The following is a 13,517-nucleotide window of genomic DNA, read 5'->3' on the forward strand; positions in this document are numbered from 1 at the left end:
AACCTCACACATGCAAAGGCACGCCTTGGCTGCTCCCCTGCATCTCATACTGCAAGGGCAAGCCACGCTGCCCCCAACTGCATAGTCGCCCGATACGGCTAGGCATAATCGAGTTGACATCTAAATCTATTGCAGAATGTGCAGCGGATTTTCTATTTTCCTGCCCTAAATATCAATCTACTGTATTTCATGCAGCAGATTTTCCGGAAACGGGCCTTTGGACGTCTCTCGGCTGCATTCCGCTGTAGAAAGTACAATCAAAACGAATTCCGCAGTGTTTGAATCAAATTCTGTTGCAGGAAATACAGTAGAATGGAGGAGCGCCCGCAATGAAGGGCGCTCACTCCCATGATTATCCCCCCACCCGCCGTACCCCATAACAGACAGCGGGCGGGGGCAGAACTCATCGGCTGATATGCGCCGCAATCCCAGCTCAGAACAAGCTAATCCCCAGCATCTCGCTAAGCTTATTGTTCTCCTTGTTCATTTCCGGATACCTCCAGATGTCATTCACGAAGAAGCTGATCGTGAAATTGCCGGTGGTCGGAACCGTCCACTTGGGCGTGCCCTGGGCGCTGCTGTTGGCCGTCAGCGTAATCTCTTCTCCGGGCTGGATGACCATGTTGTTCGTGTCCGACCAGGAGACGACTCCGCCATTGACGGAGAAGGCGCCGCCGGTGATTTGTCCAAGTCCGGTCGAGGTATTCAGGGGCGTTGGGCGCACTCCGATATTTTTTACCTTGGCCCAGAAGATCAAGGAATCCCCCAATTGCGGAGTGCTGTGGGCGGATGGAGTGCCGTCGCTGTTCACGATGTTCCAGCCGATATCCGTCACAATCATGTCTGCCATTGGAGCGGGAAGGGTCGGCTCATAGCCCTCAAATTCAAAGCCGTGTACCATAACCAGACCGTTAGTAGCTCTGAGCTCAATCCGGTGCAGCCCGTATGCAAGGCCGGTCAGCTCGTAGACGATTCTGTTCTCACCCTCAAGACCCGCCTGAGGAATAACCACAGTCTCCTTATATTGCCCATCGACGTAGACTTCCGCACTGCCCATATTACTCTTAATATCCGATCTCCAGCGGACCCCGATTCCGGTAAAATTGAACATAGCCGTGGCATCCGGCGCATATGTTACATGAGAAACTCCGTTGGGCGCTGTTGTGAAGCCGGTATAGTCGATATAAGCATGGTCATGCTCTGCGGTATACCAGGCCGATACAGGCACATACGCCCCTTCTACCAGCTTGAAGTAATCAATATTCGCACCGTTCCCGCCAGAGGTGAAGGTGATCATGTTATAGCCCGGCTGGAGCGTGATGCCATACTGTCTCGCGGTAATATTAGCATTCCAGCTTCCGGTGGTGGGCAGGCTCACCGTAGATTGCTTTTGCCCGTTGACAAGGATATTCTTCTTCGAGTCCTGATTGGAAGCGTATGCAATAGTTAAAGTGTAGCTTCCGCCATGCTCCGAATAGAACCCCTGTATGGTCAGACCTCCGCCATGCGTCTGCTCTACAACCTTTCCGCCGGAGGCGCTGCTGTTGTTGCTGATTTTTAGCGGTGAAGCAAAGGCTGTGGCTTCCGCCTCAAATTTGGTCGGGTCTCCTGCGGCGTGCTGCGTAATCGGCATAGGCAGTGTAGTCGCTGATACCGCAGAGGTCAAAGGCGACACATTGCCGAAATCATCCACAGCCTGAACGGTGTAGCTGTATGCCGTTTCAGGAGCCACGGTATAGTCATTATAAAAGTTAATCCGTCCCGGAACCGTCATGATCGGCGTCGCCCCGCCATCCCGGTACACATTGTAGCTGACCACCCTGTCATTGTCGGTTGAAGCGCCCCACGTCAGCTTGATTTGCTCATGGCTTACTGTCGCCGCCACAGGACTTGTTGGAACAGTAGGTGCTACTGTCTCCAGCTTATCCAGAATATACTGGATGGTCTCACCCACTCCCAGAGTAACTGTCAGTGTAAGATCCGGTGTCGCTGTAAGCTGGACATTCGAGTGCGCGGCAGCGTAGGTATCGCCTGGACCGAAGACCTCTCCGGCATACGGGCCGCTGTCCGGCATCGTCACCCGCACCTGCATTGTCACCGGCTGCGTTTCGAAATTTACGAAATTCAGCAATATTTTATCTGAAGAAGCCCCTATCGTTGAGGTTCCCAGCGCCGAGGTGTCTACTGCGCGGAAATAAGCTTTTTTCCCGTTCAGGGCAGATGGATTTAGAACCTCGTAGCTGAGTGGACGGCCATGCGTTGCATATGCGGCGGCCAGCCTGCGGAACGTCTTCAGCCGCGTCTCGCCCTGCTCGTTGCTGTTCGCAGGAACCGCCACCGTATCCTCGAACGGGTGGGTGTTCCAGTTGATGCCGGAAGCGAATAGCCCGAACTCTGTCCCGTCATTGAAGAAAGCCGCATGCTGCATAATATGGTCCACATAGCCGATATCCCCGCGCAGCTCCCGGTCAAAAGCAGAAGCGAATCTATACGCATACGTGCCGTATTTCGTATTGTCGGAATGGTTGTCGTTGCTGCCGGTCTCGCTCATTGCCATCTTTTTGCCGAAGCCTTCGTCCGCTCCGCCGTACACCCGCAGATTCTCATACAGGCTGCCGCCCGGCAGCGGCTGTACGCCTGTTCCGCCATAGCTGTGTCCGTTCGTCACATCTGAAAGCGCTTCAATTTCTTCGCGCTGTGCGGCATCCCGCTCCCAACCGTCGGGGATTCCGTTGTACGGCCAATAGGCCCAGCCGGGCGCCACAATTTTCAGATAAGATTGGCTATTCGTCTGCCGCTCCTCATCCATCAGCTCATGAATCGCCAATATAGATTTCTGGGACCATCCGAACAATCCCGGCTCGTTGCCCGATTCCGCATACTGGTACAAGTCACCGAATTTGCTGACGAATGCGGCATAGTTGCTTCTGAGAGCGGCACTGACCGTTCCGTTCAACAGATCGGCATTGCTCTTCCAGTTGCCTCCGATAATATTCATCATCGGTTCCAGATTCAGGTCACGCAGCGTAGCCAGATAGTTCCGCCCTTGCGGGTCCCAGCCCGCGCTTGTATCCGACCAGAAGGAGGTCCGCATCCAGTTGCCGCTGTAGGCAATCCCCATCCATTTGATCATGGGCGCAAGATGGCGGATCGCGTTCTCGTCATATTTGAAGGTGGAGGCGGCAAGGGTCGTTCCCAGATGGACGTATCGTCCATGTATCGGCTCCTCTGCCTGATGATTCAGGGCCTCCAGCTTGAAGTAATCCCACTCGAACCATAGATACTGGTCGCCGTCATAGCCGGGAGACTCCGGGTCAGCGTACAAGCCGCGGTCAACTACGAGTTGAAGCTCATTTTCGCCAACATGGAGCTGTTCTTTGGGAATAAACAGCCTATAGGTTTGTCTCCATGTACGCTCCAGGGTGACCTCCCCGTTATTCAGGCCGGTAATTTGAAGCAGTCCGCTTATGAGACCGTTGGTGAACACAGCAAGCTGGGGAATGGCGGTGCTGGCATCAATGACCTTGATGCTGAATTCCGCCCCATACTGTGGAACCGCTTCCAAATCAAATGAAAGATAAACGCTTCCGTTCACGCTCGCCTTCATGCCTTTGGAGACTGTATTCCAGCTCTCAGAGGGCAGCGGCAGGGCCAGGTCGCTGTACACATTATTGAACACTGTAAATTCCGCAGAGCTGTTATCCGGCTCACCCACCTGCCATAACAAGCCTGCCGGTTCATAGACAGTAGTTGTTACCGATGGCGATGGCGTTTCTCCGTAGACCAGGCTGGAGACCTGCTCCGGCGCTACAGCGGAAGGTGCAATTTCCTGCTTAACGGCTGCTGCAGCCGGGGGATCAGCCGATACAATACGTTCAGTCGGCATGAGACAAGACATCACTACTAGTACTAGGATAAGCAGCACACTTGTACTTTTTTGAATTCGCACATTAACACCCTCTTCTATTAAGAATAGAAACAGGGCCCCCAATTGCTAATTCGGCGAATGGGAATACCCGACATCCAGGCAGCGGCCATTGCAGGTTGAACTTAAGGAGGCAGGAGGCGGCTATCTATGCGGATATCGGGTCTGCTAATACTTTAATTACTTACTTGGCGGCCAAAAATGCATCCATTTGCGACTGAATTTCGCTTATCACAGCATCCAGTCCAGCGGCCTTCAGCTTGCTGTTCATTTCCTTCAGGATCGGTTCAGGGTCCTTCTCCCCGGAGTACAGGGTATTCTTATATTGCTTCGTAATGTTGATCAGCGCTCCAATCTGCGACTGCACCTTCGTTGAATCGAAGACAAATCCGATGACCGGCGACACTTTAGAATTTTTGTTCCAGTCGGTGTAGAGCTGCACCCGTTTCGGGTCTTCGTCCTTGTTCAGATAGTTCAGCAGCACATTTCCGATCATCCAAGAGGATACGGAGTTGTAGCCGCTGTCCGGGATGAACTCCACCGTGTTATCACCCACTTTCTTATAGTGTTTGCCTTCAATACCAAAGGTGAGCAGGTTATACAGGACCGGATCGGTGTGGATCAGGTTCATGAACATCATAGCCCGCTCGGGGTTTTTGGAGGTTCTGGAGATGGCGAGCATCGAGCCTTGCAGGCTTTTGGTGCTTACCTGTACGGGCAGCAGGGTCTTAATGATCATCGGCTTCTCGGCGAGACGGGTCCAGTCATTGGTCGAGGTTGGATTCATATTGCCGTAGGTGAACCAGGCTTTGCCGCTTTTTACGGCGTCCTTCAGTTCTGTTTTGTCGGTAGCCCCGTTCTTGTTGATATAACCCGCTTTGTACCATTCCCGGATTAGCTTCAGCCGTGCCAGAATTTCAGGAGTATCATATTCGTTAAAAACCTTCATCGTCTTGTAATCGAGCAGTGTCGGAATTTCGTTGCTGCCGTCGAGGTCTTCACTGTCCGGGTACACCGTGAACCAGTTCAGGCTGTCCGTGTGATTCATGAACAGCGGCGTGACCGCCGGCTCCTTCTCCTTAATCGTCTTCAGCATCGGCTCAATGTCCTCAAGCTTCTGGATGCTGTTCACATCGAACCCATACTTATCGACAATCGCCTTGTCAAAAGCAAAGCCTACCGACTGGCCCAGCTCTTTTTCCGTTGGAACCGCATACAAATGTCCGTTGACGGTGGCAGCCTGAAGATAAGCCGGATTAATCTGGGCTTTGGTCTCCTTGGCATAGGTATCCAGCAGCTCTTCAAGCGGCAGGTACGCGCCTTTGGCGGCATTGGTCATGAAGTTCCAGGTATAGACCATATCGAACACTTCGCCGGACTGGATCATCAGGTTCACTTTGTCTGCCGGTTTATCCCAGCTCAGTTGATTGATTTTAATGGTGGCATTGATCTTATCCTTCAGATAGTCGTTGATCGCCTGCTCGACGGAAGCCACATCCTTATCCGGCCCGCCGGGCAGATACAGCGACAGCTCCACCGGTTCCAGCTTGTTCGTTGCTTCCGTGGCTGTGGCCTTATCCGAAGCGGCTGGAGCAGTGGTGCTTTCTGCCTTTGTACCGGTAGGTGCAGCCTCCTTGCTGTTATTTCCGCCGCACCCGCTCAGCGATAGTCCAGTCAGTAATACAAGCGACAGCAGCAGACCCGTACCTCTTTTACCTGCCATAGTCTATTTCCTCCCCTTGATGGTCAATATATGCTAATCGGAATTCCGAGGTTAGCCTTTAATGGAGCCGAGCGTCAAGCCTTTGATAAAATACCGCTGAAAAAAAGGATATGCCAGCACTATCGGACCAATGCCGATCAGCGCCATCGCCATGCGGATGGTCTCACCCGGCAGTTTGGCCAGCTCGGTGGCCGAGCCTTGAATCAAAGCCCCGTTGCGGCTCAGGTAATCCGCCTGGGAGATCATTTTATACATCAGGTACTGCAAGGAATAGAGGTCCGTATCCGTAACAAAAATCATGCTGTTGAACCAGTCATTCCAGTAATGCAGCGTATTGAACAAGCCAATTGTGGCGAACACCGGCAGGGACAGCGGGAACACAATCCGGAAGAACGTCCGCAGTTCCCCTGCGCCGTCAATCTTGGCGGCTTCAATCAGCGCGGGCGGCACACTCATCTGGAAATAGGTTTTCATAATCAGCACATTGAACGGAGACAGCAGCATCGGAACGATTAGCGCCCAGATTGAGTTTTTCAGATCAAGCACCTGAGTGTAGACCATGTACCACGGAACCAGCCCGCCGCCGAACAGCATCGTGAAGAAAATCAGGAAAGCGAAGAAGCCCTTGTACCTGAAATCAGCCCGCGAGATCGGATACGCATAGAGAGAAGAGATAAATACGCTGAGCAGTGTGCCGGTGACGGTTACGAAGATGGACACGCCGTAGGCTTTTGCAATCACGGTATAATCCTTAAAGATATAGGCATATGCCTCCAAGCTGAACTTCTGCGGGAAAAATTGATATCCGTTCAGCACAATGGAATCGTAGTCGGTAATCGAGATCATGAACACCAGCACAATCGGCAGCAGACAGCTTATCGCCAGGATAATAAAAATAATATGGAGTATAATGTTGGCCGGCCTGGATATTTCGTTGTTGGTCACTGGTTCCATCCTCCTTCTAAATTGCCACTCCAAAGGTGTTGCCGTAACTGCGGTGAATGTTTGGACTTCCGGCCGCTGTTATGTTTGGATTTCTCTGATTCGAGACCGCTGCTTGCGGTAGAAATCCAAACATAAAGGCGGACGCTACCGCTCCTACAGTTCCAAACTTCACCTCCGTTACTCGCACCTTTAATCCGTTTTTAGAATACCGCCTGGTCCTTATCAACCTTGCGCACGATCCAGTTCGAGCCGAGGACAAGGAAGAAGCCGACGATGGATTGGTATAAGCCGGCTGCGGCGGACATGCCCAGGTTGCCCATGTTGATCAGCGCGTTATAGACGTAGGTGTCAATGACAAGCGTGGTCGGATAGAGCGCCCCGGAGTTCAGCGTAGTCTGGTAGAACAGCCCGAAGTCGGAGCGAAAAATACCGCCGATAGCGAGAATAGTCGTGATGATAATGACCGGACGGATGAGCGGAACCGTAATGTGCAGAATCTGCTGCCACTTGCTGGCCCCGTCGATCAGAGCCGCCTCATAGTACTCACTGTCGATGCCGATAATCGCTGCCAGATAGATCACGCAGCCGTACCCTACCCCTTTCCAGAGGTTAATCAGCGGCAGAATGAACGGCCAATATTTCGGCTCCGAATACCAGTTCAGCTCATTCAGCCCGAACATCGCCAGGACGCCTTTATTAATGAAACCGTATTCAACATTCAGAAAAGCGAACACCAGGTAGCTCACCACCACCATCGACAGAAAATACGGGAAAAACATGATGCTCTGATAAAATTTTGCCGCCAGCTTATTCTTCAGCTCATTCAGGGCAATCGCGACGGAGACGGCAATCACCAGATTGAGGATAATGAACACGAAATTGTACAGCACCGTATTGCGGGTGATGATCCAGGCATCCGACGTAGCGAACAGAAATTTGAAGTTATCCAGCCCCACCCACGGGCTTCCCAGAATTCCGTCCACATAGTTAATATTCTTGAAAGCAATGATGATCCCGAACATCGGCAAATAGTTGTTAATGAGCAGGAAAATAACCCCCGGCAGCAGCATAAGCAGCAGTACCTTGTGTTTCAGCAAATGCCTGAGCATGGACCGTTTCTTCGCGCCCGTCCGCACCTGCGCGTTCTGCCCGGTACTCAGCAAGCCTCTTTTCTCATGAGTGATCATCCCTTACGCCTCCCGATCCTTCAGCAGTCTCTCTCTTTCCTGTCTTAAGTGTAGCCGGAGAACGGCGCAGGCTGAATAAGGCCATCTATAATAAAAGTTCGATAATCTATAGAGTTTGGAGAGCCCAGTGAGCTGGGGGTGTGTATGGGTTCAAATGAAAAAGGAGCTGCGGTCATGCTTGAGGCATGCGCATACTCCTTTTGTTATATTTTGGTACCACTAATCGACGAAATTGGAACAAGCAGCCATAGCTGCTGGGAAATGAAGTGGAAAAAAAGTACCACTAATCCGAAGGATTTTCTGCTTCAGCGGCCTTTAGTGGGAAAAAGTATCACTAATTTGCCGAAATTCCTTCATACGCAGTGAATTTGCCCAAATAGGTGGACAAATTCCCACTAACCCTTGCTGGGGGACGGTTCTCCGCAGAATAAGGTTGCTTTTTCCACCTAATTTTTGCCTCATCTGACATCCGGCTTCCGCCTTTCCAACCTTCCGACTTCCGACCCTTCGGACTCTCCCCCTCCCACCTCTTCACTTCCAGCCTCCCCTGAACGATCTACCATCACTCTGCACACAGATCAGCCCGGCTCTCTCTAGCCCCAGGTCTCTGCTCTCCGGCCCCACTTCTCGCCAGCCCCAGCCTGACCCGATCCCTCCTGCTCCTCTCCCCGAACCTTCACCGGCGCTCCAGACTCTGCCCCTGCAAGGGCCTCCTCGGATCAAACCCCGGGTAAATATACTCCTCACGTTTAAAAGAATACCCGGTCGCCGCAATGTCCAGCATCTGGTTGAGCCGGTCACTTTCCGCGCGCAGGCCTGCGCCCACGCTGATCCCGCCGGAAAGGATCTGCAGATAGAGCTGCATCCGGGAGCGGTCGCCGGAGTCACGCGGCTCTACGGAGACGGTGTTGGGATCGTATTGGTCCATAATCTGCGGAGAGAGCGGATAGATAGACTCTGCGGCGGTGGGATGGAATTCCTTGAAGCGGCCCAGCCCCGGAACCTGGCTCGCAAGCCCGGTGATGCCGTCCACCACCGGCAGCGCCAAGGCCTGCCGGAATAGAATAGTCAGGAATGCCTCAGACTGCAGGAATTTCCATACCTTCACTGCCGCCTCGCGGTCCGGGGCGCTGCTGTTCACCGCCAGCGGCGAGTGCGGAATCATCATCAGCGCGCCGGCTCCCTTCTCGGAAGCTACCCTTACCGGCGGCAACGCCACCCCCCAATCATCCTTAGGCATATATTCCTGCAACTTCACATAATCTTTGCTGGTTGCATACATCATGCCGATATTCCCATCAGCGAACTGCCTGAGGGCGCTGTTCCGCTTAAGCAGCGTTTCTCCGGGATACAGGCTGCCCTCTTTCTTCATATCCAGCATCAGCCTTAGCCACGGCTCATACACACTCAGGTCATACCTTCCAGTCCGGTAATTGTAGAGATATGCCCCGCTGTAGGTGCCCGACATCTCCAGACCAGTCTGCAGACTGTCCTGACTGTCTCCCGCGGGAAGTGCGAACCCGTATTTGTTCACGCCAACTCCGGCCCGGCTGATCTTGCCCGCAGCCTGCTTCACCTCGGCAAAGGTAACAGGCGGCCGCTCCGGGTCCAGACCAGCAGTACGGAATAACTGCTTGTTGTAGATTAGGCGCACAGTTTCGATACTTGAGGGGATGAAATAAAGCCCTCCCTTGAACAGGGGACTATGAGCGTAGTCTCTGGCCCACTGCGGAAATCTGGACAGATATTCGGGAGTCAGATCGCTGTAGAGATTGGCAAGATACCCCTTGTTCACATACGTAGCCAGCCAACTGTTATCCACGCTGAACACATCCGGTCCTTGGCCGGAGGTCATCAGCATATTGAGCGTATCATCGTAGGCATCTGCCTGGATATTCATCATTACGATTTCAATATGGTCAGGATTATTCAGGTTATACTGCCGGATCGCGTTCTTCACTTCCAGATTGTCCGTCCAGTCATACAGCGCAATCCGCACCTGAACTGAAGGTGCAGCCTTGGGTACAGGCTCAGCATTAAATTCCACCAGCAGCGGGCGGTCATAGGCTAGCCAATAGATTACAAGTCCGCACAGAGACAGGCCAATTATGTACAGCAGCAGCCGTTTCATCCTTCACCTCCCGCGTTGACAGCATGAACTAACGCACCTTACAATGAATACCATCTATTGCTGGATATTTTCCAATAATACTTGCTAAATGGCAAGCGAAAAATATCCGCAGAGCTAAAGGGGGTTCAGATGAAGAAATGGTTTGATACGCTGTCCAGAACCCTCTTCCTGTACAATTTCAGTATCCGCAGCCGCCTGATCCTCTACTTCCTGTTCCTTGTCCTTCTCCCGACTACAATCATCTCCATTACGGTATATAACAAATCCACGGACATTATCACCCGAAACGTCAATACATCCATCGAAAATAACCTAAACCTGATGCAGGACAATCTGGCCCAGCGGTTTGCCGCAGCGGATAATTCCATGATCGCCTTATATCTCAATACCGAATTTGCCGATCTCATCTCCTCCAACCGCCCTACGGACAGTACAGGAATCATTAATGAGCTGGCCGCGCTGAACAAACTCCTGGAGAACTTCCCCGGGAGCGGAACACCCGGAAGCAGCTTCGTACCTATGCTCTATATGCTGAACCGCCCGGAATATACGCAATATAATTTCTCCAGACGGGTCTTCAATCTGGATCTTATTTCACTCAAGCCGTGGTATCTCAGCATTCCGCCCAGGTCCGATTTCACGGTGGTTGGACTCAGCTCGCTGGACTCGAAGTTCACGCTCAAATTCGCAAAACGCCTATTCGGCATCCGGCATGCCCAGTTGCCCTACGTCGGGCTGCTTACCATCGACATTCCGGTGACGGAATTCGGCAATCTTCTGGAGCACTACAAGCCTACGGCTGGCAGCCGGATTTATATTGCAGACCAGACCGGAACCATCGCGATCAGCCCGGATGCGGGACTGGTCGGCCAGAACATCAGCACGCAGGACTATTACAGCCACATGAGATCTACAGATGATAACAGAGCCGGCCTCCATTCCTTCCGCCAGGTCATGCAAGGCGAGAATATGCTGGTCTCCTACATCAAAATGCCGGATACCGGCTGGACAATTCTCTCCTTTTCTCCCGTAAGCGAGCTTAATGGAGAGCTGGCCTCGTTCCAGCGCGTGATGTATATCGCCATCGGTATCTGTATGCTGATCTCGCTCATGATGGCCCTGCTGCTGTCGGAGAATATTTCAGCGCCTATCCGCAAATTCATCCAGTCAATGTCCCATGCGGAAAGCGGAAACTTCAACATTACAATCCGCTACCGGCGCAAGGACGAATTCTCCTACTTGTTCAACCGCTACAATAAGCTGCTACAGCAGATCAAAGCGCTGATTGATAAGCTCTACGTCACCGAGCTGCGCAAAAAAGAAGCCGAGCTCAAAACGCTCCAGGCCCAGATCAATCCGCATTTTCTCTACAACACACTGGATTCCATCAACTGGATCGCAATCAATCATAATATCCCAGAAATCAGCCATATGGTAACCGCGCTGTCCGATTTCTTCAGATACAGCCTGAGCAAAGGGCGGAATATCATCCCGCTCCGTGACGAGCTGCGGCAGGTGGACAGCTACCTGCAAATCCAGCAGTTCCGCTTCCAGGATAAGCTGGAATATGAGCTGGAGGAGACTGACCCCCGGCTGCTGGAGGAGTGCCTGGTGGTGAAGCTGAGTCTGCAGCCGCTGGTGGAGAATGCAATTATCCACGGCATCCAGAAGCGGAGGGGTAAAGGCAAAGTCCGCATCCGGGTGGAATGCCCGCACGAAATTCTCAGCGTTTCGGTGTTCGACGATGGGGTAGGGGCAGACCCCGAGAGGCTTAACCAACTGCTTACGGGGAAGCAGCAGGATAATCTATCGTACGGTATCCGCAATGTGCATACGCGAATTCAGCAGTTTTTTGGAGAAGCCTACGGCATTCGTTATTATGCCAATACCGAAGATGGGTGCGGCCTCCTGGCCATGATCCGGTTTCCGGTAGTAACTACATGGGATGAGGTGATGGAAGATGTTGACGATGATCGTAGCCGATGACGAGCCGTACATCCGCACAAGTCTGATCCGCGTGTTCAACTGGCAGGAGGAGTTCGGCATCGAGATTATCGGGGAAGCGGCGGACGGACAGGAAGCCTATGATTTATGTATGGAGCTTAAGCCGGACATTCTGTTCACAGATATTATGATGCCTCTGCTGGGAGGACTGGAGGTAGCCGGGAAGCTGAAGGAGGGGAACTGCCCCACCAAGATTATCGTCATCAGCGGGGCACAGGATTTCTCGTATGCCCAGAATGCGCTCAAGGTGAATGCCGAGGGATATATCCTGAAGCCCGTCAAATTGCCGGAGCTGCGGGAGGTCTTTCAGGAGGTTGTCACCCGTATCCGCCAGGAACAAGAGCGCCAGATGAATGTGGAGCAACTGAAGAAGCAGCTTCAGGACAATATTCCGCTAATCCGCGAGAAATTCCTCCGGAACTGGATAGCGGGCATGTACCGGGATGAAGGCGAGCTGTGGGAGAAAATAGACTATTTTCATCTCCCCTTCAAGCCAGGCGACGTCTTGACCGCAGGGGTGCTGCAACTGGATGATTACCGGAGCGCGGTGGATAAATTCTCGGAGGAGCACAAGCAACTGCTGTATTTCGCCATCCAGAATATGATCGCCGAGTGCCTGGAGCAGCCCCCGGGCGGAATCTGCTTCGTCGCCGGCGAGAATGAATTTATTCTGATCTTCCGCCCGGACGAAGCTGCTTCTCCCGGCACCGCCGCGCTCTCCGGCCTTTGCGCAAAGATCACTCAGAGCATACAGAAATATCTGCGGCTGGACGCCTCCATCGGCATCGGCAGAGCCTGCACCCGCATGTGCGAAATGGAGGATTCCTATAAGGATGCGCTGGCAGCGCTGGTGTATACCTTTTATACCGGCCACGCTTCCATTCTCTATATCAAGGATATCCAGCCAAGTACGGAGACGCTGCAGAGCACCTTCTTTTATAAATTTCATGCCCGGCTGATGAATGAACTCAAGGCAGGCCATACGAGCGAAGTACTGGAGCTGCTGGAGCGGCTATTCGACCGGCTGGCTGCACCCAAGCTGCAGATCGGTTATGTGCAGAGCATCTGCGCTGAGATTGTTTTCACTTCGGCAAGAACCCTGTATGAGCTGGATGAGGATATCGAGGAGGTGCTGGAGGACCGGACGACCATCATGGATGCGCTGTACAGGCAGACGAATATTTCCGGGCTCAAGGCCTATATGCTGTCTTTTTTTAATGAGCTTGCTACCTATGTGGAGGGTAAAAACACGTCCAAGAACAGCCGCACCATCAACAGAATCAGAGGGATCATCCAGGAGAGGTATGCCCAGGAGCTGTCCATCGCCCGGATTGCCGACGAGGTGTACCTGACCCCCAACTACATCAGTCTTATTTTCAAAAAAGAAACCGGCGAAACCCTCACCGACTATATCACCAAGGTCCGCATAAGCAAAGCCAAAGAGCTGCTCCAGACCACAGATTTGAAGGTCATGGAGATTGCCGAGCGCGTCGGCTACGAGAATCCCCACTATTTCAGCACCGTGTTCAAAAAAACCGTCGGCATACATCCGCTCAAATACCGCTCCGGCAAGTAAATGGAAAAGGCTGGCCGTTAGCGCCG

General features: G+C 52.7%; 7 protein-coding genes. 2 read left to right on the forward strand and 5 right to left on the reverse strand.

Going from position 1 to position 13,517, the window contains the following annotated elements:
• Positions 1-433: 433 nt before the first annotated feature.
• The 5 genes from B212_RS33465 to B212_RS0126065 form a co-directional block, all read right to left on the reverse strand.
• Positions 434-3,886, reverse strand: coding sequence for a carbohydrate-binding domain-containing protein (locus B212_RS33465; protein ID WP_019914191.1), 3,453 nt, complete (start codon positions 3,884-3,886; stop codon positions 434-436).
• A 223-nt stretch (positions 3,887-4,109) separates the two neighbouring features.
• Positions 4,110-5,648, reverse strand: coding sequence for an ABC transporter substrate-binding protein (locus tag B212_RS32465; protein ID WP_019914192.1), 1,539 nt, complete (start codon positions 5,646-5,648; stop codon positions 4,110-4,112).
• Between the two features lie 51 nt (positions 5,649-5,699).
• Positions 5,700-6,602, reverse strand: a complete 903-nt coding sequence (locus tag B212_RS0126045) for a carbohydrate ABC transporter permease (protein WP_036668525.1) — start codon at positions 6,600-6,602, stop codon at positions 5,700-5,702.
• A 191-nt stretch (positions 6,603-6,793) separates the two neighbouring features.
• On the reverse strand, positions 6,794-7,780 hold the full coding sequence (locus B212_RS0126050; RefSeq protein WP_019914194.1) for an ABC transporter permease: 987 nt from the start codon (positions 7,778-7,780) through the stop codon (positions 6,794-6,796).
• A 676-nt stretch (positions 7,781-8,456) separates the two neighbouring features.
• Positions 8,457-9,911 (reverse strand): ABC transporter substrate-binding protein, encoded by a 1,455-nt coding sequence (locus tag B212_RS0126065; protein WP_019914196.1) that lies wholly within the window; start codon positions 9,909-9,911, stop codon positions 8,457-8,459.
• Between the two features lie 129 nt (positions 9,912-10,040).
• Between B212_RS0126065 and B212_RS0126070 the strand changes: the two genes are divergently transcribed.
• Both B212_RS0126070 and B212_RS0126075 read left to right on the forward strand, forming a co-directional pair.
• Complete coding sequence (locus B212_RS0126070) at positions 10,041-11,897, forward strand: cache domain-containing sensor histidine kinase (protein ID WP_019914197.1); 1,857 nt, start codon at positions 10,041-10,043, stop codon at positions 11,895-11,897.
• Positions 11,872-13,491, forward strand: coding sequence for a response regulator (locus tag B212_RS0126075; RefSeq protein ID WP_036668527.1), 1,620 nt, complete (start codon positions 11,872-11,874; stop codon positions 13,489-13,491). The genes B212_RS0126070 and B212_RS0126075 overlap by 26 nt, the downstream gene beginning before the upstream one ends.
• Positions 13,492-13,517: the final 26 nt, after the last annotated feature.

This window comes from Paenibacillus sp. HW567 (genome assembly GCF_000374185.1).
GTDB lineage: Bacteria > Bacillota > Bacilli > Paenibacillales > Paenibacillaceae > Paenibacillus_AQ.